Origin of the sequence: Sphingobium sp., from assembly GCF_033795625.1 — a bacterium.
GTDB lineage: Bacteria > Pseudomonadota > Alphaproteobacteria > Sphingomonadales > Sphingomonadaceae > Sphingobium.
In genome coordinates this window covers 26,820-48,280 of the sequence record NZ_JARYGI010000011.1, presented here as the reverse complement: position 1 = coordinate 48,280, position 21,461 = coordinate 26,820, and the positions used below count along the sequence as shown (strand labels likewise).

General features: G+C 64.5%; 17 protein-coding genes. 10 read left to right on the top strand and 7 right to left on the bottom strand.

The annotated features are described in order from the left end of the window. Positions 1-76 precede the first annotated feature (76 nt). The gene (locus QHC67_RS07710; protein ID WP_319292905.1) at positions 77-514 is read right to left on the bottom strand and encodes a DNA polymerase III subunit chi; all 438 of its coding nucleotides are present in this window, start codon (positions 512-514) and stop codon (positions 77-79) included. Further along, positions 514-1,962 (bottom strand): leucyl aminopeptidase, encoded by a 1,449-nt coding sequence (locus QHC67_RS07705; protein WP_319292904.1) that lies wholly within the window; start codon positions 1,960-1,962, stop codon positions 514-516. Before QHC67_RS07705 ends, QHC67_RS07710 begins: the two co-directional genes overlap by 1 nt. Before the next feature lie 257 nt (positions 1,963-2,219). Between QHC67_RS07705 and QHC67_RS07700 the strand changes: the two genes are divergently transcribed. The 5 genes from QHC67_RS07700 (at position 2,220) to QHC67_RS07680 (ending at position 8,605) form a co-directional block, all read left to right on the top strand. Continuing rightward, a complete protein-coding gene (locus tag QHC67_RS07700; protein WP_319293033.1) occupies positions 2,220-4,451 on the top strand; it encodes an LPS-assembly protein LptD in 2,232 nt (743 codons plus the stop codon). 133 nt (positions 4,452-4,584) lie between these two features. Then, the gene (locus tag QHC67_RS07695; RefSeq protein WP_319292902.1) at positions 4,585-5,958 is read left to right on the top strand and encodes a peptidylprolyl isomerase; all 1,374 of its coding nucleotides are present in this window, start codon (positions 4,585-4,587) and stop codon (positions 5,956-5,958) included. A gap of 17 nt (positions 5,959-5,975) precedes the next feature. Continuing rightward, on the top strand, positions 5,976-6,998 hold the full coding sequence (gene pdxA, locus QHC67_RS07690; protein ID WP_319292900.1) for a 4-hydroxythreonine-4-phosphate dehydrogenase PdxA: 1,023 nt from the start codon (positions 5,976-5,978) through the stop codon (positions 6,996-6,998). Continuing rightward, positions 6,998-7,822, top strand: a complete 825-nt coding sequence (gene rsmA, locus QHC67_RS07685; RefSeq protein WP_319292898.1) for a 16S rRNA (adenine(1518)-N(6)/adenine(1519)-N(6))-dimethyltransferase RsmA — start codon at positions 6,998-7,000, stop codon at positions 7,820-7,822. The genes pdxA and rsmA overlap by 1 nt, the downstream gene beginning before the upstream one ends. A gap of 537 nt (positions 7,823-8,359) precedes the next feature. Then, positions 8,360-8,605 carry a hypothetical protein gene (locus QHC67_RS07680; RefSeq protein WP_319292896.1) on the top strand — a complete coding sequence of 82 codons (246 nt, stop codon included), beginning with the start codon at positions 8,360-8,362 and terminating at the stop codon, positions 8,603-8,605. Between the two features lie 3 nt (positions 8,606-8,608). On the opposite strand, the gene QHC67_RS07675 is transcribed toward QHC67_RS07680, so the two are convergent. From QHC67_RS07675 to QHC67_RS07655, 5 genes are all read right to left on the bottom strand, one after another. Beyond that, a complete protein-coding gene (locus tag QHC67_RS07675) occupies positions 8,609-9,127 on the bottom strand; it encodes a tetratricopeptide repeat protein (protein WP_319292894.1) in 519 nt (172 codons plus the stop codon). A 56-nt stretch (positions 9,128-9,183) separates the two neighbouring features. Then, complete coding sequence (locus QHC67_RS07670; RefSeq protein WP_319292892.1) at positions 9,184-10,542, bottom strand: RsmB/NOP family class I SAM-dependent RNA methyltransferase; 1,359 nt, start codon at positions 10,540-10,542, stop codon at positions 9,184-9,186. Next, a complete protein-coding gene (guaB, locus tag QHC67_RS07665; RefSeq protein WP_319292890.1) occupies positions 10,543-12,000 on the bottom strand; it encodes an IMP dehydrogenase in 1,458 nt (485 codons plus the stop codon). 120 nt (positions 12,001-12,120) lie between these two features. Further along, entirely contained in the window at positions 12,121-14,088 is a 1,968-nt protein-coding gene (locus QHC67_RS07660) for a PAS domain S-box protein (protein ID WP_413818506.1), read from the bottom strand. A gap of 88 nt (positions 14,089-14,176) precedes the next feature. Further along, complete coding sequence (locus QHC67_RS07655) at positions 14,177-14,872, bottom strand: PilZ domain-containing protein (RefSeq protein WP_319292886.1); 696 nt, start codon at positions 14,870-14,872, stop codon at positions 14,177-14,179. 240 nt (positions 14,873-15,112) lie between these two features. Between QHC67_RS07655 and QHC67_RS07650 the strand changes: the two genes are divergently transcribed. From QHC67_RS07650 to nirD, 5 genes are all read left to right on the top strand, one after another. Then, positions 15,113-15,694 (top strand): ANTAR domain-containing response regulator, encoded by a 582-nt coding sequence (locus QHC67_RS07650; protein ID WP_319293031.1) that lies wholly within the window; start codon positions 15,113-15,115, stop codon positions 15,692-15,694. Then, a complete protein-coding gene (locus QHC67_RS07645) occupies positions 15,691-16,896 on the top strand; it encodes a CmpA/NrtA family ABC transporter substrate-binding protein (RefSeq protein WP_319292884.1) in 1,206 nt (401 codons plus the stop codon). The genes QHC67_RS07650 and QHC67_RS07645 overlap by 4 nt, the downstream gene beginning before the upstream one ends. A gap of 430 nt (positions 16,897-17,326) precedes the next feature. Then, positions 17,327-18,535 carry a nitrate/nitrite transporter gene (locus QHC67_RS07640; RefSeq protein WP_319292882.1) on the top strand — a complete coding sequence of 403 codons (1,209 nt, stop codon included), beginning with the start codon at positions 17,327-17,329 and terminating at the stop codon, positions 18,533-18,535. Positions 18,536-18,587: 52 nt separating this feature from the next. Beyond that, positions 18,588-21,062 (top strand): nitrite reductase large subunit NirB, encoded by a 2,475-nt coding sequence (nirB, locus tag QHC67_RS07635; protein WP_319292880.1) that lies wholly within the window; start codon positions 18,588-18,590, stop codon positions 21,060-21,062. Beyond that, positions 21,062-21,406: a nitrite reductase small subunit NirD gene (nirD, locus tag QHC67_RS07630; RefSeq protein ID WP_413818505.1), complete on the top strand. Its 345-nt coding sequence runs from the start codon at positions 21,062-21,064 to the stop codon at positions 21,404-21,406. Before nirB ends, nirD begins: the two co-directional genes overlap by 1 nt. Positions 21,407-21,461: the final 55 nt, after the last annotated feature.

Below are 21,461 nucleotides of genomic sequence, written 5' to 3'. Positions count from 1 at the left end.
TGCGGGAATGATAAGGTCGGCGCCCTTTAGCGGCGCAGAGCCGCCCCTGCAAGTTTGTTGATTCGAGCCAGTGAAATCAGGGTCCCTGCATCCACTTGCCGCCTTCCTGTCGCCAGAAACGCGGTTCGACATCGGGCTTGTCACGCAGCGCACGCCAGCTTTGCCGTGCGCCGTCGATGGTGAGATGGTCGAAGAAATAGAAGGCGCGGTCGAACGTCAGCGCCTCGTCCCGCCAAGTACCATCCGCGAGCGCGACAAACCGAGCATCATTGGCTGGCTTGCATTCGCCGGAAAGCAGGATCGGCTGTATCGCATCGTTCCCGACGCCAGCGAAGTCATGCGCCAGGAAACTCGCAGGATCCGTACTCCACAAGCCCTGCGAGATAGCTTCCCGCTGATCCATTTGCGCCGCAACCACCAGCAAGCGGCCGCCATTGGCGAGCACTTTTGCCGCGATGGCCGGGAGCACCCTGTCCACCGGATCGCGGCTGAGCTGGTAGAAGTCGACTTGCATCAGCCCTCGAACTTGTCCGCGACCAATCGGTCGAGCAGCCGCACGCCATAGCCGGTCGCGCCCTTGTCCCAAACCGGGCCAGGCTTGTCCGCCCAGACCATTCCGGCGATATCCAGATGCGCCCATTTCACGCCTTCGTCCACGAAGCGCTTGATGAACTGCGCCGCGGTGATCGATCCGGCAAAGCGGGGACCGATGTTCTTCATGTCGGCAATCGGGCTGTCGATCATCTTGTTATAGGCGTCGGACATCGGGAAGCGCCACAGCGTCTCGCCTGCCGCTTCACCAGCGGCGCTCAGGTCCGCCGCCAGCCCATCATCGTTCGCGAAAAGCCCGCCATGCTGATCGCCCAGCGCCACCATCATCGCGCCGGTCAGCGTTGCAAGGTCGACGATGATCTCTGGAGCGAAGGTCTTCTGCGTCCAGGTGATCACGTCGCACAACACCAGCCGACCCTCGGCATCGGTGTTCAGGACTTCGATGGTCTGCCCCGACATGGACGTCACGATATCGCCAGGACGCTGTGCATTGCCATCCGGCATGTTCTCGACAAGGCCACAGATGCCAACGACATGCGCCTTGGCTTTGCGTCCCGCCAGCGCCTTCATCGCACCCGCGACGGCGCCCGCACCGCCCATATCCCACTTCATGTCTTCCATGCCCGCGCCTGGCTTTAGCGAAATGCCGCCGGAGTCGAAGGTCACGCCTTTGCCGACGAACGCGACAGGTTTCGCCTGTGCGCCATTGGTTCCGTCCCAGCGCATCGCGATGATCCGCGGCTTGCGCGGAGAGCCCTGCGCAACGCCGAGCAGCGCACCCATGCCGAGTTCCGCCATCTGCGCTTCGTCCAGCACCGTGATTTCGACGCCGAGTTCGGTAAGGTGCTGGCACCGCTCCACGAAGCTCTCAGGGTACAGGATGTTCGCAGGCTCCGACACGAGTTCACGAGTGAACGCCACGCCATCGGCGACCGCGGCGAGCCGCTGCCATTCAGCGTTGCCTTCTCTGCTGACAACGGTGACGGCGTTCAGCGTCGGCTTGGCCTTTTCCGACTGGCGCGTGCGATAGCGATCGATCCGCCAGCCCCGCAGGCGCGCACCAAATGCCAGCCGCGCCGCCGAAATGCCGCTCGCGCCGAGAGGAAATTCCACAGCGGCATGAACGGCGCCCGAAGTCGAGAGCCGCGCGGTCAGCGCCCCGCCCGCTTTCTCCAGATCGCTTTCGCTTCCGTTGCCAGTGCCTAGCAGCACGACCCGAAGGACCGCACCCGCTTCATCCACAAAGCTTTCGAACGTCGTGCCAGCATCTCCGCTGAACCGCGCTGCCCGCGCGCCATCCACCAGCGTCCGGGACGCCGCGACGGGCAAAGTAGTCAAGCCGTCCTTGGGAATGGCGAACACCAGCGTGTCGGCGGCTGAAGGGCGAGACGGGCTGATCGCAATGTCCATAGGGATAAATCTTTCGAAGCGAACTAAGGAAGCCGGAAGCCGGCAAAAAGACAGTCCCCCTCGGGGGATTGCCTGCACAGATAGTGCGCATGATCGTCTCTGGCAAAGCGCTTCAACCAAAAATTCGGCGCTGCCGACACAGCGAAGGCGATTGCGGCGGACGCGAAGCAATGCAATAGGCTGCACTGCAGCGCCCCGGAAAGTCCGTTCTATATCGTATGAAAAGCCGTAATCGCCCTTTCGGTCCGCTGTTCGCGATGCACAGCCTGTCTTGGGCCCTCGCAATTCCGGCTGCTATCGTTCCGTTCTCCAGCGCAGTCGCGCAGACGCTCAACACCCCCGCCGCCCCTTTGGCGAGCGCCGATACTCCGACTCCGGCGAGCGATGAGGAGATCGCATTTTCGGCAGATCAGCTGGAATACAACTCGAACAGCGATGTCGTCACCGCCACGGGTAACGTCCAGATGGTTCGTGAAGGCAATCGCCTGCGCGCGGATGGCGTTACCTGGGAACGCAAGACCGGCAAGGTAGTCGCCAATGGCAGTGTTTCGATCACTGACCCTGAAGGAAACATCGCCTATGGTGACCGCGTCGATGTCACCGATACGCTGAAGGACGGTCTGGTCGATAACCTTCTGCTTGTTCTGGAAAGCGGCGGGCGGTTGGCTGCGGTCAAGGCATCGCGGGTTAACGGCGTCTACCGGCTGGATCGCGCCGCTTATACCGGTTGCTCGGTTCAAGACAGCGACGGCTGTCCCAAGGAACCAAGCTGGCAGATCAAGGCCGTCAGGGTCGTCTATGATCCCAATCGGGAGCGCGTGACGTACAAGAATGCGAAGATCGAGTTGTTCGGCCTGCCGCTTCTCCCTCTGCCGGGCTTTTCACACCCTGTCGGCGAAGGCGGAGGCAATGGCCTGCTGGTACCCGACCTTCGATATGATCGCGTGAACGGCCTTGAAGCCTCGCTGCCCTATTACATCCGGATTGCGCCGAACCGCGATTTGACGATCACGCCGCGGATATTCTCAGATGCCTTGCCGATGGTGGGCGCCAACTATCGTGCGCTGCTGGATAAGGGCGCTTATCAGATCACCGGCTACGCTACCTACGGCTCGCGCCTTCCTGCGTCGAACGTCAGCCCGACAGTCGATTCGCAAAAGGATTTGCGCGGCTATTTCGATGCGACTGGCCGGTTTCAGTTGACCCCGGAATGGAACGTGAACGGGTCGATCCGCGTCGCCAGCGATCGTACTTTCCTGCGACGCTACGACATCAGCCGCGACGACCGACTGCGCTCTACTCTGCAGGCCGAGCGTGTCGGGGAGAAAAGCTACTTCTCGCTTTCAGGCTGGGCGACGCAAACGCTCCGCGCGAATGATGATCAGGGGCAGGTGCCGATCGCGCTGCCCATTATCGACTATCGTCTTCGCCTGGCCGATCCCGTTCTTGGCGGTCGGATACAGTTGCAGGCCAACAGCCTAGCCATCACGCGCACGGACGGGCAGGACACGCAAAGAGCCTTTGCTGGCGCCGAGTGGAACCTGCGCAAGCTGACGGGCCTTGGTCAGGAAGTCACGTTTACCGGATATCTCCGCGGCGACGTCTATCACAGCGACGAGAACGCTTTGACGCAGACCGTCAGCTACAGGGGCGACTCCGGCTGGCAGGCGCGAGGCATCGCCGCAGCGGCCGTGGATGTCCGCTGGCCATTCATTGGAGAGGCTTTTGGCGGAACGCAGCGCATCACGCCGCGCGTTCAGATCGTCGCAGCGCCACGCCTCGCCAATCTTTCCGTCCCGAACGAAGACGCCCGCGCCGTCGATCTGGAAGACAGCAACCTGTTCGCTCTGAACCGCTTTTCGGGATACGACCGGTTCGAGGATTCGACGCGAATCACTTACGGCCTGGAATATCAACTCAACCGCAGCAAACTGTCGGTGAGCACCGTCATCGGGCAGAGCTATCGCCTTGATAAGCGCCCGATCCTTCTGCCGGATGGCACGGGGTTGTCGGAGAGAGTGTCCGATATCGTAGGGCGCACGACCGTTAAATTCACCGACTTCGTCAGCTTCACGCATCGTTACCGGCTGGACAAGGACAGCCTTGCAGTACGTCGCAACGAAGTCGACGCCACGGTCGGGACGCGCAAGACCTACGCGACGGTCGGCTATCTGCGATTGAACCGCAATGCTTCAGCGGCGCTTGAGGATCTGCAGGATCGACAGGAAATCCGCGTCGGCGGGCGGGTGCAGCTCACGCGGTTCTGGTCTGCGTTTGGCTCGACGGTCATCGATTTGACCGGCACGCGCGAGGACCCCATTTCCGCTGCGGACGGCTATCAGCCGGTACGGCATCGTATCGGCGTCGCCTATGCCGATGACTGCCTGGAGTTTGGCGTCACGTGGCGACGGGATTATCGTTCCACCGGCGATGCGCGTGAAGGGAACACTTTCCTGCTGCGGCTGGCTTTTCGCAATCTTGGCATATAAGGGATGAAGTGGATTTCGCCCGATCGGTGCTGCCCGGCCGCTGCATCTACTTGCTCAGGTCGTGTTAAGACGCATCATGCCATCGGAATCTTCGCCGGCATCTGCGGGTAAGAATGGAGAGTATGGTTCGCCGATGATACGTCCCGAGTTTGCCGCGCGCCGGCCCCGATCTTCCGCTCTGCGGGCCTCCGTTCTTGCCTTGGCTTTGGCGTCGGTCGGCGCATCATCTTTCGCGCAATCCGTGCCCGACGAAGGCAGTGCGCCCACGTCGACTCTGGACCTGCCGAAGGACATGACGATCTTCGGCAAGAGCGATCCTAACGTCCGCAAGGCGACGGCAGTCATCAACGGCGCGATCATCACTGGCACCGACATCGACCAGCGACTGGCTCTCATCATCACCGCCAATGGCGGCAAGGTGGCCGAAGAGGAAAAGGAACGCCTGCGCGTCCAGGTTCTGCGCAATCTGATCGACGAGACCCTGCAGATCCAGGAAGCCGCCGCCAACGACATCAAGGTGGACCGCGCCGAGATCGAACAAAGCTATGAGCGGGTTGCGGCGAACTTCCGCAAGAGCCCGAAGGATTTCGACGCCTATTTGCGCGAACAGGGCAGTTCTTCGGCCAGCATCAAGCGCCAGATCGAAGGCGAACTCGCGTGGAGCCGCCTGCTCCGCCGCAACGTACAGCCGTTCGTGAACGTCGGCGAGGACGAGGTGAAGTCGGTAGTGGATCGCCTGAACGCGGCAAAAGGCACGGACGAATTCCGGATCGGCGAAATCTACTTGTCCGCGACGCCGGAAAATGCCGAACAGATTACGGCCAACGCGCGCAACATCATCGATCAGATTCGCAAGGGCGGGTCGTTCGCCGCCTATGCGCGCCAGTTTTCGGAAGCGTCGACTGCGGCTGTCGGCGGCGACCTCGGCTGGGTACGGCCGGTTCAGTTGCCGGACGAACTCGCAAAGGCAGCGCAGGAAATGAGCGTCGGACAGATCGCCGGGCCGATCCCGGTTCCCGGCGGCATGTCGCTGCTGTACGTGATGGACAAGCGCAAGGTGCTGACCGCCGATCCGCGTGACGCTCTGCTCAGCCTCAAGCAGTTGTCGATTGCCTTCCCGAAGGGCACGACCAAGGAACAGGCTTCGGCCCGCGCGGCGGCTTTCGCTGCGGCGACGAAGTCGGTGCAGGGTTGCGGCGCGGCGAACGATGTCGGCACGAAGCTCGGCGCGGACGTGGTGGACAACGACAACGTCAAGGTACGCGACCTTCCTGCCCCTCTGCAGGAAATGCTGCTCGGCTTGCAGATCGGTCAGGCGACGCCGCCTTTCGGTTCGGTCGATGACGGCGTTCGCGTGCTGGTCCTGTGCGGTCGCGATGATGCCGCTGCTGCCGGAGAGCCATCCTATGAGCAGATCCAGGCGCAGATGGAAGAAGAGCGCGTCAACAAGCGCGCGCGCATCTACCTGCGCGATCTTCGCCGCGACGCGGTGATCGATTATAACTGATGGCTGAGGGTCAGGCGATGTCCTCCCCATCGTCAGTTCCATTCGCAATCTCGCTCGGCGATCCGGCTGGCGTGGGGCCGGAGGTCGTTGCAAAGGCGTGGACCATGCGGGAGGCGCGTGCGCTTCCCTGCTTCTTCGCCGTGGGCGATCCGGCTTCGATTGCTGCGGTGTGGAATGGCCCGTTGCGCGAGATCGCCGACCCTGAGGATGCACTAAAGGCTTTCCCCGATGCTCTTCCGTGCCTGCGCGTCACGGATGCGGGGCCCGTCACCCCCGGCGAGGCGAGCGTGGATGGCGCGCGCGCTGCGCTTCAGGCTCTGGAAGCCGTCGTGGGTCTCGCGCGATCGGGCTCCGCCGCCGGTATCGTCACGGCGCCCGTGGGAAAGACGCAGTTGTATGGCGTCGGGTTCTCGCATCCCGGCCAGACGGAGTTCATCGCCGAGCGGTGCGGCGTCTCGGCCGAAAACGCGGTGATGATGCTGGCTGGCCCTTCGCTGCGAGTCGTGCCGATCACCATCCATCTGCCGCTCGCCGATGTACCCGCAGCGCTGACGATCGACCTGATCCGCGCAAGGACGATCGCGACGGCCAGGGGCCTGCAGCGTAACTTCGGCATTGCCAAGCCGCGGCTGGTGATGACCGGCCTCAATCCTCACGCGGGCGAGCAAGGCGCGCTGGGACGCGAGGAAATCGACATCATCGCGCCTGCCATTGCCTCTCTTCGCGCCGAGGGCATAGACGTGACCGGTCCTCATGCCGCCGACGCGCTGTTCCATGCCCGCGCCCGCAAGACGTACGATGCGTGCCTGTGCATGTATCACGATCAGGCGCTGATCCCCGTCAAGACGCTGCATTTCGACGATGGCGTCAATATGACGCTGGGCCTGCCGATCATCCGCACGTCGCCCGATCACGGCACGGCCTTCGGCATCGCGGGCACCAATTCGGCCAATCCCGGCGCGATGATCGCTGCGATCCGGATGGCGGGGGACGCCGCGCTGCATCGCCGCAATCGCGACGCCGCTTCAGCCTGCGACTGATGTCTTATCCCAAACTGCCGCCGCTGCGGGAAGTGATCGCCGCGCACGGGTTGCAGGCGAGCAAGGCGCTGGGGCAGAACTTCCTGCTGGATGAGCAGTTGCTCGACCGGATCGCCGCCATACCCGGCAAGCTGGAGGGCGCGACCGCCTATGAAGTCGGACCGGGCCCCGGCGGGCTTACGCGTGCGTTGCTTCGGGCGGGAGCCCGCGTGGTGGCGGTCGAGCGGGACCGGCGGTGCCTGCCTGCTCTGGCCGAACTGGATGCGGCCTTCCCCGGACAGCTTACGGTCGTCGAGGGCGACGCGATGGCGATGGACGCCCGTGAACTGGCGGGCGAAGGGGCGCATATCGTCGCCAATCTCCCTTATAATGTCGGCACCGCACTGCTGGTCGGCTGGCTGTCGGCGGCGTGGCGGCCGTGGTGGGCCTCGCTGACGCTGATGTTCCAGCATGAAGTCGCCGAGCGGATCGTCGCGCAGCCCGATAGCGATCATTATGGCCGCCTTGCCGTGCTCAGCCAGTGGCGGTCCGCGCCCCGGATCGCGATGAAGGTCCACCGCAGCGCCTTCACCCCGCCGCCCAAGGTGATGTCGGCGGTGGTGCATATCGAGCCTGCCGATCAGCCCGAAGGCGTCGCGTTCAAACAATTGGAGCGCCTGACCGCCGCGGCTTTCGGTCAGCGGCGCAAGATGCTGCGGCAGAGCCTGAAGGGGCTTCCCGGAGGGCTGGCTGCGCTGGAAGCGGTCGGGATCGATGCGCAGCGGCGGGCGGAGACGCTCTCGGTCGCGGAGTTCGTGGCGGTCGCGCGCGTGCTCAGCGGGTGAAGTAAATCCTACGGCTTTCGGGTGTTTGGGGCTCGGAAGGTGACAAAGGTGACACTACGTCACCCCCCAGTCGGCTCCTTTTCGGCTGTTGGACCGGGTCCGCATTCTTGCTCCGATTGCGGCGAATGACGACGACCAGCTGTGCATATTGCCCTGACTTGCCGCTGCGAATGACCAAGGGAGATGTGCATGATGTCATTATCCTTGCGCCTTTCCGATACACGATCGCTCGCATGATCCGAAGCCAGCCTGATTTCTAGGCTCGGGATGTGTGTGCAGCCTCGAGGCGCTGCGGCCCGTTGTTCCTTGCCATGGTCGCCAGCGCGTCGCGGAAGCTGCGGGGCGTTCGGCTGTCCGACCGATCTGTCGCTGTCGGGCCGGGGCTGGCGGGGAATGCGTCCGGGGCTTCTTGCAGGGCGTCAGGGGTTGGACATAAGGTCATGCGTACCCGATGCGTCGCCGTGTAGGACAGGGGAAAATCGTGCCGCCAAACCCAGCCCGTGCCGCCGGGGCAATGCCATCTGCAAAGGCCAGCGCGTGAAGAGGGTTACGGCAGGGCTTTCGGCAGCGGTGATCCTGTCGATGGCCTTTGCCGAACATCATTTCCTTGGAACCCGCTATTCCGTTTTCCTGGCCGCAGGCTGCGGGTTGTGGCTGATCAGCAGGATCGACAATAGCTCAGGTGCGTTTGTCATGCTCGGCGTGCTGGTGCTGATCGCGGTCCTGGCCCTTGCCCTGTTATTGGCTGCCCTGGCGCTGGGCCACAGGCTGATGTCCGGATAAACGTCAGGGCCGTTCGGTGGGCACCACGGTTGGCGTGGGCGTGACCTCTTTCGCCGTCAGCACCGTGGGCGGCACGCCCTTCGCGATGGCGGCGGCCAGTTGCGTCGCGGCGGGGCAGTCGCTCTTGCAGAGGGTCTTCACCTGCGCGAGATTCTCCCGTGCTTTCGCCAGCGCGCCCTTTTCGACCATGGCCTGCCCTTGGCCCGCAAGCGCCTGAACATCGGTCGGATCGAGCAGCAGCGCCTCGCGATAATAGCGGATCGCCTTGCCCTGCAGGCCCTGCGCGCGGGCAACCTTGCCGAGCGAGAGATAGGCGCCACGATTGCGCGGGTCGATGGCCAGCGCCGTTTCCAGTGCGTCCGTAGCACCGTTCAGGTCGCCCGCCTGCTGCGCCGCTTCCCCCTTCTTCTGCCATTCGAGCGAGAGCGGCTCTATCTGCGCATCGGGCCGCTGGCTCACGCCCACGCTGGAGACGGTGGCGAACAGGGCAGCCAAAGCAATAGTCGCAGGCGTGAAACGCATGATAGTCTCCAGTGTCGAATGCTTAGGAGTTTCCCCGTTTCCTATATATTTGTCCATCAGCCTTTTTCCAGCACCGCCAGGAAAAAGCCGTCGGTGCCATCATGGTGCGGCGTCAGCAGCCGCCCCTGCCCCCAATTGCGCCCGGCGGGGGTGTCGACCGGAGCCGCCTTCCAGCCGGGGTGCCGCATCAGGAACGCATCGATCTGGTCGCGTCCCTCGCGGTCAGTCAGCGCACACACGGCATAGACCAGCCTTCCACCGTCTTTGACGAGCGGCGCGGCGATATCCACTATGCGGGCCTGCTCGGCGACCAGCCGCGTCAGGCGATCGGGGGTCAGCCGCCAGCGGGCCTCCGGGTTGCGCCGCCATGTCCCGGTGCCCGAACAGGGGGCGTCGACCAGCACGATGTCGGCCTTGCCTTCATAGGTGCCGAGCGTCGTGGCTTCACGGCCCTGATCGAGCAGGATTGTCTGGATGAAGCCTGCGCCTGCCCGCTCGGCGCGCGGGGTGAGGCGTTGCAGGCGCGAGCGGACGGTGTCGGCGGCGATCAGCGTGCCTTGGCCCTCCATCGCGGCGGCGAGCGCGAGGGTCTTGCCGCCAGCGCCAGCGCAGAGGTCGATCACCGTCATGCCGGGCCTTGCGGCGCAGGCGGCGGCGATGATCTGGCTTCCGGCGTCCTGGACTTCGAGGAGGCCCTGTTCCCAGGCTTGGGTTTTTTCGAGGGGGTAGCCTTCGGGGAGGCGCAGGGCGTCGGGGAGGTTCGGGATGGGGGTGATTTCCCCCTTTCCGTTCGGGCTGCCCCCTACCCCGTTCGGGCTGAGCTTGTCGAAGCCTTCTCCTGAACGAAGTGAAGGGGCTTCGGTGCTTGGTAGGGGGGCTTCGGCGGGCTCAGCCTGGCCCTTCGACAAGCTCAGGGCGAACGGGGGGAGAGAGTCGTGGTCGCCCTTTGGTATTAGAATGGGTTCTGGGCCGGAGGTGTCCAGCACCGCCTTCAGCCGATTCACGCGCGCATCCAAGGGCGCGCGTGCCAGCAGCGCGGTGCGTTCGCGGGCGTCGATCAGGTCGGAGAGGAGCGGCAATATCCAGCGGGGGACAGCGCGGGCAGGCGTAGCGGGTTCGCCTTCGCCGATCGCAGCGGGACCGTGTGGCGAACCATCGAAGGACGCCGCGAGATCCGGCTGATCCTTCACCAGCCCCAGCATCGCCGCGCGACCGCTCTCCGGGCGCTCGCCGGCGCGGCGGATCGCGTCGTAGACCAGATCGCGGACGGCGCGGCGGTCCTTCGACCCGGCATAGCGCCGCGTCTTGAAATAGCGCGCGATCAGCGTGTCGGCGGCGGGTCCGCCATCGCGCGCCGAAAGCACCACTTCGTCGAGCAAGTCGATCGCGGCCTGCACCCGCGCTGCGGGCGTCATTTACCGCGTCGGATAATTGGGGGCTTCGCGGGTGATCGTGACGTCATGGACATGGCTTTCGGAAAGGCCCGCATTGGTAATCTGCACGAAGCGGGCCCGCTCGCGAAGGTCGGGGATGGTCCGGCTGCCGGTATAGCCCATCGCGGCCTTCACCCCGCCGACAAGCTGATGGATGACGTCCTTGGCGGGTCCCTTGAAGGGCACCTGACCCTCGATGCCTTCGGGCACCAGCTTCATCTGGTCCTTGATGTCCTGCTGGAAATAGCGGTCGGCGCTGCCACGCGCCATCGCGCCGACGCTGCCCATGCCGCGATAGCTCTTGTACGCACGGCCCTGATACAGGAAGGTTTCGCCGGGGGCTTCCTCGGTGCCCGCGAGCAGCGAGCCGACCATGACGCAGCTTGCGCCCGCCGCGAGCGCCTTGGCAACGTCGCCGCTGGTGCGGACGCCGCCGTCGGCGATGACCGGGACGCCGGATTTAAACGCTTCCTCGGCGGAGTCCATGACGGCGGTAAGCTGGGGAACGCCGACGCCCGCCACTACGCGCGTGGTGCAGATCGAGCCGGGACCGATGCCTACCTTCACGCAATCCGCGCCCGCGTCGATCAGGGCGCGAGTCGCTTCGGCGGTGGCCACGTTGCCCGCGACGACCTGCACCGAGTTGGAGAGGCGCTTGATGCGTTCGACGGCGGCGGAGACCTGCTTGCTGTGGCCGTGCGCGGTGTCGAGGACGATGAGGTCGCATTCGGCGTCGATCAAGGCTTCGGTGCGTTCGAAGCCGGTGTCGCCTACCGTGGTGGCGGCGGCGACGCGCAGGCGGCCGGTGTCGTCCTTCGTCGCCTGCGGATAATTGACGGCCTTTTCCATGTCCTTGACGGTGATCAGGCCGACGCAGTGATAGTCGTTGTCCACCACCAGCAGCTTCTCGATCCGGCGCTGATGGAGCATGCGGCGGGCATCGTCCTGCGTGACGCCGGCGGGCACTACCGCGAGGTTATCCTTCGTCATCAGTTCGCTGACCGGCTGCTTGGGGTTCTCCGCAAAGCGGGTGTCGCGATGCGTGAGGATGCCGACCAGCTTGCCCGTCGCCTCGACCACCGGGATGCCGGAAATGCGGTGCCGCGCCATCAGCATCTGGGCGTCGGCCAGCGTCGCGTCGGGCGTGATGGTGATCGGGTTGACCACCATGCCGCTCTCGAAGCGCTTGACCGCGCGTACCGCCGCCGCCTGCTGCTCTATGGTGAGGTTGCGGTGGAGCACGCCGATGCCGCCAAGCTGCGCCATGACGATCGCCATGTCCGCTTCGGTGACGGTGTCCATGGCGGAGGAGAGGACCGGGATGTTGAGCTTGATGCTCTTGGTAATGTGCGTGCTGGTGTCGACCTGGCTCGGCATGACGTCCGATTCCCCCGGCTGCAGGAGAACGTCGTCGAAGGTCAGGCCAAGGCGGATATCCATGGAATAAGCCACTTTCTGTGCAAGCGCGCGGCGGGCAGGCCCACGCGCCGGGGGATCATGTGGCGGTCCATGTAACCATTAAGGGGGCAGCGGGCTAGTGCGTCGGGATATTTTGTTGCGTCAGGCGCGCCGGTCGGCAAGCACGTCCTCTATGGCACGCGAGAGCTCCTGCGCGCGGAAGGGCTTGCCGAGCTTCAGCAGGACCTTGGCGCCCTCGGGCGGCGGCTCGGCATAGCCCGACACCAGCAATACCGGCAGGTCCGGCCGCAGCTTCTGCGCCGCCTCGGCAAGCTGAAGTCCGGTCATGCCGGGCATCGCGAAGTCGGTCAGCAGCAGGTCCACCTGCTGTTCGCCGAGAACCGCGAGCGCATCGCTGCCGCAGCTGGCCTGAACTACGTGGTGGCCCAGATCCTCCAGCATTGCGGAGGTATTCGTCAGCACCAGCAAGTCGTCATCGACGGCAAGGACCCTGAGCGATCCGCAGGCCGCCACGCCATCAATGGCTTGAGCGAGAGGCGCGGCCTGCTCTGCTCCGTCCCCGGCGACGGGTATCCACAGTTCGGCCGTCGTGCCCTCGCCCGGCCTGCTCCTGAGCAGCAGCCTGCCGCCACATTGTTCGGCAAATCCGTGCACCATCGACAGACCTAGGCCCGTACCCTTGCCGACATCCTTGGTCGTGAAGAACGGTTCCATGGCGCGCGTGAGCGTGTCGCTGTCCATGCCCTCCCCCTCATCCGTCACGGAGAGACAGATGTAACGGCCAGGCGAAAGCTGCGACGCGACCTGCTGGCGGACGACTTCCTCGCGCGCCGCTATGACGATGGAACCGCCGTCAGGCATCGCATCACGGGCATTCACGGCAAGGTTCAGGATCGCAAGCTCAAGCTGGCCTGCGTCCGCATGGACACAGTCGAGCACCGGCGGAAACCGGGTGTCCACCGACACGCCCGCGCCAAGCGTGTGGTGCAGCAGTTCCGCCATGCCGCGCACCAGCAGCACAGCGTCGACGGTTTCGAGCTTCAGTTCCTGGCGGCGGGCAAAGGCGAGCATCCGTTGCGTCAGCGTCGCGCCGCGTTCCGCCGCTGTCCGTGCGTTTTCGAGGAAACGCGTGATGTCGCCCCCCTGCTCCAGCCGACGCTGTGCAAGTTCCAGGCTCCCCAGCACAACCGCCAGCAGATTGTTGAAGTCGTGGGCGACGCCGCCGGTCAGCTTGCCGATGGCATCCATCTTCTGCGACTGGAAGAATGCCTCCTGCGCCTGCTCCAGCGCTTCCTGCGCCTGCTTGCGTTCGGTGAGGTCGCGCGTGATCTTCGCATAGCCGACCAGCGTGCCGGTAGAATCGCGCACCGTGTCGATGACGACGCTGGCCCAGAACCGGCTGCCATCCTTGCGCAGGCGCCATCCTTCCGACTCGAACTTGCCCGTGCTCGTTGCCGTGGCAAGCGCGGCGCGGGGCATATTCGCGGCGCGATCCTCATCGGTGTAGAAGCGGGAGAAATGCTGGCCGATGATTTCTTCCGCCGCATAGCCCTTGAAGCGTTGCGCGCCGGGGTTCCAGCTCGCGACCTTGCCATCGAGGTCCAGCATGTAAATGGCGTAGTCGGTGACGCTCTGGACGAGCAGGCGGAACCGCTCCTCGCTCCGTCGCAGCGCCTCTTCCGTCGCCCGGCGCTGGGTGAGGTCGCGCGTGATCTTGGCGTAGCCGAGGATCGCGCCCGCGGAATCGCGAATGGGGTCGATGACGACATGCGCCCAGAATTGCGATCCGTCCTTGCGAACGCGCCACCCTTCCGACTCATAGCGTCCTTCATCAACCGCCGTCTGGAGCGCTATTGCCGGAAGGCCCCGATCGCGGTCGGCGTCGGTGTAGAACTGCGAGAAGTGGCTGCCGACTATCTCGTCCGCCGTGTACCCTTTGAACCGTTGGGCACCCGCGTTCCAGCTGGAGACGATGCCCGTCGGATCGAGCATGTAAATCGCATAGTCCGTAATGCTCTGCACAAGCAGCTCGAAGCGATTACTCACATCTGGCGCAGCCTCGTCTTGACGATCTATCAGTCCCCGCACCGTAACCGGACGTCCCCTCATCATAGCCAACCTGTTTCAACGCAGCATGAAACCCCTGGTTCCTTATCAACCTAGATTAAGTTTGCGAGCCTAATAATGATGGGTGCACTCAGTCGTTCGGCGGAGCATCCTGGCTCAACCTGTGGCGAAGATCCTGCATTCCTACCGTCCCCAATGCCGCCCTTGCGTCTTCCGCACGCAGCAAAGTGGCGAGGTGCGCGAGGGTTTGGCACGCAAGGTCGAAGTTCTGGAGCGTCGTCGGATGACCTTCCACCACGGCCGGGACCTCGCTCAGTTGACTGCCCATGTTTTCGAGCATGTCCCTGATCGCGACCAATTCCGCCGCGATCCTCCGGTCGAGCGCGCGCCGGGTCACTCTGTCGCGCGCCTGCTTTTCGGCGTCGCTTTCCGCCAGCGTTCCGGCACGTGCAGCGGCCTGTATGCTGTCGGCACGCGCCTGATCGCTCGACACCACCGGCGCGATCCAGTTACCCTCTCGCCAGCCGGCTACGGAGATCGTTCCATCGAAGCTGATGCCGCAGCGCCCGTTTTCCGACCAGACGACGCGCGCCGCCATCTCCATCTGCAGACGCCGCAGCACCAGCGGATCGCCGACAGCGGGCAATGCCGCGCCCTCCAAAAGTGCGCCGGTTTCGGAGAGGTTCCTGATCCTCACGGGCGCCTTGATGCCCGGCGCCTCTATCGTGCCCGACAAGAGCAGGTTGGTGCGGGAAGACCTGCCTTGTCGTGTCTCGCCACTGCCCTCATGGAGCGACGGATATCCTTGCGATGCTTCATGGCTCACCGGGCTGGTTCCTCACGTTGATCGTCCCTGCAGCTGCCGTCAATGAACGTCGGCCTTACTAACACACGGAAGCTGAACGGTTTCTGGCTGCGTCGGTTGCGCACGCGGAACCATTCCCCGACACATCGGGGGGAACCGGGTCGATCGCGCGCCGAGGTGATTTCGTGGCGCGCGCAATTTCGCTGGAGTTGTCGTCCGCAGGATTGTAGCTGGCTCGACGCGCTCACATGGGAGGTCCCTCTGAAGATTGCGGTGGTCGACGAAAGCCCTGCCCGCGCGGCGGTGATCGAGGAAGGGCTGCGCGATGCGGGCTATTCCGACATTCACCTGCTGCTGGAGCGCAAGGCGCTGGTCGCGCGGCTGCACGATCTGGCGCCGGACGTGGTGCTGATCAACCTTGAAAATCCGCGGCGCGACGTGCTGGAGGAAAGCTTCGCGCTGTCCCGTGCGCTCTCGCGGCCGATCGCCATGTTCGTCGATCAGTCGGACGAGCGCTCCATCTCCGAAGCGGTGGACGCGGGCATATCCGCCTATGTCGTGGACGGAATGCGCAAGGAGCGGATCAAGCCCATCCTGGAACTGGCCGTGCGCCGCTTCAATGCCTTCACGCGATTGCAGGGGGAACTGCACGAAGCCAAGTCGGCGCTGGCCGAGCGCAAGCTGATCGACCGCGCCAAGGCGCTGTTGATGAAGAAGCGGGGCATAGATGAACCCGCCGCCTATGCCCTGCTGCGCAAGCAGGCGATGGATAGCGGCCGCAGGATCGGCGAAGTCGCCGACGCGCTGGTGACGGCACAGGCATTGCTGGGAGACGATGAATGAGCCTGTTGCGGATCGGTTTCCTGCCATTGGTGGACGCGGTTCTGCCTATCGTCGCGCATGAATATGGGCTGGCAGAGAAGCAGGGCCTGAAGCTTGAGCTGCATCGCGACACCAGCTGGGCGACGGTGCGCGACCGGCTGATCTATGGGCAGACGGACGCTGCGCATCTGCTCGCGCCGCTGGCTCTGGCGACATCGCTGGGGCTGGACCGGCCCGCCGTGCCTTTGGCTGCGCCGTTCATGCTGGGGCTGAACGGGAATACGGTGAATGTCTCTTCCCGAGTCGCGGCGTTGCTGGGGGACCTTGGCGGCGACGTGGCGGAGACCGGGCGCACGCTTGCGGCGCTGGCGAAATCGGAAGCGGCGGCGGGGCGGAAGCTGCGCATCGCGGTGGTGCACCGCTACTCCAGCCACAATTACATGCTGCGCTACTGGCTCGGCGCTTCAGGCTGCAACCCCGACAGTGACGTGGACATCGTGACGGTGCCCCCGCCCTTCATTGCGGAAGCCTTTGCTTTGGGCGAGATCGATGGCTCCTGCGTCGGCGAACCTTGGAACAGCGTGGCGGCGGAGCGCGGCGATGCCGTGACCATCGCGGCGACCAGCCAGCTCTGGAATCGTGGCGTGGAAAAGCTGCTCGCCTGCCGCCTCCAGACGCTTGACGAGCGGCGGGAGGAGATGATTGCGCTGGTCCGCGCGCTTCATGCGGCGGGCAGCATCGCGGAGAGCCGCGAACATCGCGACGACGTGGCCGAGTTGCTCTCCCGCCCAGAATATGTGGGCCAGCCAGCGTCGCTGATCGCGCGGGCGCTCTCCAGCAGCATTGCCACGCGTCCGGACACGCCGCCGGTCCGTGACTTCCTCGTGCTGCACAGGGAAGCGGCGAACTTTCCGTGGCGCAGTCAGGCGATGTGGCTCTATTCGCAAATGGCGCGCTGGGGGCATGCTCCGCTGGAGGCCGAGGGCTTCGTCAAGGCGGCCGCCGTGTTCCGCCCGGACATCTACCGCGCCGCTCTCGCCGGCACGGGCGCGATCCTGCCGAACGCCAGCGCGAAGGTGGAAGGCGCAATCGCGCAGCCGCTCGGCGTGGGGTCGGCCAGCGGGCGTCTGATCATGGGGCCTGACCGCTTTTTCGACGGCCGCCTGTTCGATCCGGACAAGGCCATGGAGTATCTGGCGGAGCTGTCGCCGACCGCCAGATGATTGCAAATGTTGCAACGCAAAAAAAAGAGGCTTGCGGGGAAAGCGAATCAGTGACAGTCTGATGACATCCGGACGATGAAGTGCGGATTACATAAACAGCCCCGGCCAATGATGGTCAGGACTGCCGCCACGGCTCCGCAACGCGGATGCCAAGGCACCGAGGCAACGACGCCGCCCGAACCAGTCACCGACTGGCTTTCGAGGCGGCTTTTTTCATGTCCGAAAAGGATCGAACCGTGCGGGATCATTACGGCCACAGGAATGGAACAAGGAGTGCAATTTTGCGCGCCGGCCCCCCCTCTCCCGGTTCCCGCGCACAACGGCACATCACCAACGGCCGAGGTAAAACGCAGTGCCTGCACCCCCTGCGCCGAAAAGCGCATGCAGCCGCCGCGCCCAGCCTCTCCACTCCATCTTATCGGGGGATATCATGAACAAGGGTTTCTGGAACGCCGGCCACCGGCCGACATTATTCGCCGCATTCCTCTATTTCGACCTGGCCTTCATGGTCTGGGTGCTGCTCGGCCCGCTCGCCCCGATGATTTCGGCGGACCTGGGGCTTAACGCCGCGCAGAAGGGCTTCATGGTTGCAGTGCCGACGCTCGCGGGCGCGGTGCTGCGGCTCGTCAACGGGCTGCTGGTCGACCGGGTCGGACCCAAGCGCACCGGCGCCATCGGCCAGATCATCGTGATGGTCGGGCTGCTCAGTGCCTATATCATGGGCGTGCATAGCTTCGGTGGCACCATTGCCCTTGGCGTCATCCTCGGTTTCGCAGGCGCAAGCTTCGCCGTCGCCCTGCCGCTCGCCAGCCGCTGGTATGGCCCCGAGCATCAGGGAACCGCGATGGGCATTGCGGGCATGGGCAATTCGGGCACCGTGCTCGCCTCGCTCTTCGCGCCGCTGCTCGCCAAGGCTTTCGGCTGGAATGCGGTGCTCGGCCTCGCCGTGATCCCGCTCGCGATCACTTTCGTCATCTACATGGCGCTCGCGAAGGACGCGCCCAACCCGCCGGCGCCCAAGTCGATCTTCGCCTATCTGGAGCCGCTCAAGAAGGCCGACGCCTGGTGGTTCATGCTGTTCTACGCCGTGACGTTCGGCGGGTTCGTGGGGCTGGCCGCGTCGCTCTCGATCTACTTCACCGATCAGTTCGGCCTGACGCCAGTGATGGCAGGCTATTGCACCGCGGGCTGCGTGTTTGCCGGGTCGCTGGTCCGTCCGATGGGCGGCGCGCTGTCCGACCGCATCGGCGGGACCAAGACGCTGATGGCCGTGTACCTTATCGCCGCCGCCGCGCTGGTCGCGATCAGCACTGGCCCGGCGACCGTCGCCATGGCGCTTGGCCTCTTCGTCGTCGCCATGCTGGCGCTGGGCGCAGGCAATGGCGCGGTGTTCCAGCTGGTGCCGCAGCGGTTCAAGGAAGAGATCGGCGTCATGACGGGTCTTGTTGGCTTCGCTGGCGGCGTCGGCGGCTTCTATCTCGCCTCCTCGCTCGGCATCGCCAAGCAGCTGACCGGCAGCCCGCAGATGGGCTTCCTGATCTTCGCCGCCCTGGCGCTGATCGCCTTTGCCAGCCTCGCGGGGGTGAAGGGCCGGTGGCGCTCGACATGGCCGACGGCGCTGGCGGGCGCGCGGATTTAAGCCGCGCCTCCCCCACTCATCCGACACTCGAATACACGCTTCAAGGAGGCCAATGATGTCCCCCAGCATCTCCACCCGCGAACATCTCGTCGTCATCGGTAACGGCATGGCCGGATGCCGCGCCGTCGAGGAAATCATCGCCCGCGACCCGCACCGCTACAAGGTCACGATCTTCGGCGCGGAGCCGCATGTGAACTACAACCGGATCATGCTCTCTCCGGTGCTCGCGGGCGAAAAGAGCTTCGAGGAGATCGTGATCAACGACCGCAGCTGGTATGCCGATCATGGCATAGAGCTGATCGTCAGCGATCCGGTGAGCGTCATAGACCGGGAGGCGAAGACCGTCACGTCGAAGTCCGGCAAGGTCGTCGCCTATGACAAGCTGATCCTGGCGACCGGCTCCGACCCCTTCATCATCCCAGTGCCCGGCAAGGACCTGCCCGGCGTGGTGACGTTCCGCGACATGGCGGACGTGGATTTCATGGTTCACGCGGCATCCCTGGGGGGGGAAGCCGTCGTGATAGGCGGTGGCCTTCTTGGTCTGGAGGCGGCCCATGGGCTTACCCTCCGGGGCATGAAGGTCACTGTCCTTCATATCATGCCTACTCTTATGGAGCGCCAGCTTGACGAGTCCGCCGCCTGGCTGCTCAAATCCGCACTGGAGGCGCGGGGCCAGACGGTCCTGACCGGCGCCGATACCGCGGAAATCTTTGGAGAGGGGAAAGTCGAAGGAGTCAGGCTCAAGGACGGGAAAGAAATCCCCGCCAGCCTGGTGGTGATGGCAGTGGGCATTCGCCCCAATGTCGGACTTGGCCGGGAGGCGGGTCTAGCCGTGGGACGCGGCATCCATGTGGACGATCACATGGTCACGTCCGATCCCGACATCCTCGGCGTCGGCGAGTGCGTGGAACATGACGGCAATGTCTATGGACTTGTCGCGCCCATCTGGGACATGTGCCGCGCGCTCGCCGATGGTCTGACCGAAAAGCATTCGGGCTATCGCGGATCGGTGACGTCCACCAAGCTCAAGGTCGCGGGGCTCGACGTGTTCTCCGCAGGCGACTTCTCCGGCGGCGACGGCGCGGAGGACATCGTGATGCGCGACGCCTCGCGCGGCGTCTATAAGCGAGTCATCGTGAAGGGCGACCGCGTGGTCGGCGCGGTGCTCTATGGCGACACCGGCGATGGCGGCTGGTATTTCGATTTGCTCAAGAAGGGCGAGGACATTGCTCCCATCCGCGACGCGCTGATCTTCGGCCAAGCTTTCGCCTCCGGAGGGGGGCAAACGGACCCTAATGCGGCCGTTGCAGCACTCTCGGACGATGCCGAGATTTGCGGCTGCAACGGCGTCAGCAAGGGCAAGGTCGTCGCCTGCATCAACGCAGGATCGCAGACGCTGGACGCAGTGCGCGCCACCTGCAAGGCTTCGGCCAGCTGCGGATCGTGCACCAACATCGTCGAAAGCCTGCTTGCACTGACGCTGGGCGATGAGTTCTCGGGCGACCGCGCGGTCAAGACGATGTGCAAATGTACGAGCTTCGGCCATGACGACGTGCGGGCGTTGATCCTGGAGAAGAACCTCAAGGCCATCCCCCAGGTCATGCAGGAACTGCATTGGGCGACGCCGGATGGTTGTTCGTCCTGCCGCCCTGCCCTCAATTACTATCTGCTCTGCGCATGGCCCGGAGACTATGTTGACGATCAGCAAAGCCGCTTCGTCAACGAGCGCATGCACGCCAATATTCAGAAGGACGGCACCTATTCGGTCGTGCCGCGCATGTGGGGCGGGCTCACGAATCCGACCGAACTGCGCGCCATCGCCGATGTCGTCGAGAAATACGACGCGCCGATGGTGAAGGTGACGGGCGGCCAACGCCTCGACATCTTCGGCATCAAGAAGGAAGATCTGCCCGCGGTCTGGGCCGACCTGAATGCTGCGGGCATGGTCTCGGGCCATGCTTATGGCAAGGCGCTGCGCACGGTGAAGACCTGTGTGGGTTCGGAATGGTGCCGCTTCGGCACGCAGGATTCGACGGGCCTCGGCGTCAAGCTGGAGCGCAAGTTCTGGGGAAGCTGGATGCCCCACAAGTTCAAGATGGCGGTTTCCGGCTGCCCGCGCAATTGCGCCGAAGCGACGATCAAGGACTTCGGTGTCATCTGCGTCGACTCAGGCTATGAGTTGCATGTCGGCGGCAATGGCGGCATCCACCTGCGCGGCACGGACCTGCTGTGCAAGGTCGCGAGCGAGAAGGAAGCCATCCACATGGCTGCCGCCTATGTGCAGCTCTATCGCGAGGAAGCCCGCTATCTGGAGCGCACCGCGCCCTGGATCGAGCGGGTCGGCCTCACCTATGTCAAGGCGCGGATCGTGGATGACGTGGAAATGCGCGACGCTCTTGCGGCTCGCTTCTGGATCGCGCAAAGCTATTCGCAGGACGATCCATGGGCGGATCGGGCCGCCGGCGCGGACCGCAACCTGCACCGCCCCCTAGCCGCCGTCCGCCCGCTTGCAGGAGCCTTCGCATGATGTTCGATACGCCCCAATGGCTCGATGTCGGCGCGGTTGCGGACATTCCGCCGCGTGGCGCGCGCACCGTCGCGGTGGAGGGCGCGGACGAGATCGCCATCTTCCGCACCAGCGGCGACCGCATCTACGCGCTCGTCAATCGCTGCCCGCACAAGAAGGGGCCGCTCAGCCAGGGCATCGTCCATGGCGATAGCGTGGCGTGCCCGCTGCACAATTGGATCATCAGCCTCGCGACGGGCGAGGCGCAGGGCGAGGACAAGGGCTGCACGCCGACGATCCCGGTGAAGATCGATGCGGGGCGGATTTTGCTGTGCCGGTCCACGACGTTGCAGATGGCGGCGTAGGCGTAATGCGCGCCGCCCTTCCCCCGTTCGCCCTGAGCCTGTCGAAGGGTTCCGC

Coding starts and splice junctions, on each gene's coding strand:
- QHC67_RS07710 (WP_319292905.1), bottom strand. CDS start 514: ATGCAAGTCGACTTCTACCAGCTCAGCCGCGATCCGGTGGACAGGGTG.
- QHC67_RS07705 (WP_319292904.1), bottom strand. CDS start 1,962: ATGGACATTGCGATCAGCCCGTCTCGCCCTTCAGCCGCCGACACGCTG.
- QHC67_RS07700 (WP_319293033.1), top strand. CDS start 2,220: ATGCACAGCCTGTCTTGGGCCCTCGCAATTCCGGCTGCTATCGTTCCG.
- QHC67_RS07695 (WP_319292902.1), top strand. CDS start 4,585: ATGATACGTCCCGAGTTTGCCGCGCGCCGGCCCCGATCTTCCGCTCTG.
- pdxA (WP_319292900.1), top strand. CDS start 5,976: ATGTCCTCCCCATCGTCAGTTCCATTCGCAATCTCGCTCGGCGATCCG.
- rsmA (WP_319292898.1), top strand. CDS start 6,998: ATGTCTTATCCCAAACTGCCGCCGCTGCGGGAAGTGATCGCCGCGCAC.
- QHC67_RS07675 (WP_319292894.1), bottom strand. CDS start 9,127: ATGCGTTTCACGCCTGCGACTATTGCTTTGGCTGCCCTGTTCGCCACC.
- QHC67_RS07670 (WP_319292892.1), bottom strand. CDS start 10,542: ATGACGCCCGCAGCGCGGGTGCAGGCCGCGATCGACTTGCTCGACGAA.
- guaB (WP_319292890.1), bottom strand. CDS start 12,000: ATGGATATCCGCCTTGGCCTGACCTTCGACGACGTTCTCCTGCAGCCG.
- QHC67_RS07660 (WP_413818506.1), bottom strand. CDS start 14,088: ATGAGGGGACGTCCGGTTACGGTGCGGGGACTGATAGATCGTCAAGAC.
- QHC67_RS07645 (WP_319292884.1), top strand. CDS start 15,691: ATGAGCCTGTTGCGGATCGGTTTCCTGCCATTGGTGGACGCGGTTCTG.
- QHC67_RS07640 (WP_319292882.1), top strand. CDS start 17,327: ATGAACAAGGGTTTCTGGAACGCCGGCCACCGGCCGACATTATTCGCC.
- nirB (WP_319292880.1), top strand. CDS start 18,588: ATGATGTCCCCCAGCATCTCCACCCGCGAACATCTCGTCGTCATCGGT.
- nirD (WP_413818505.1), top strand. CDS start 21,062: ATGTTCGATACGCCCCAATGGCTCGATGTCGGCGCGGTTGCGGACATT.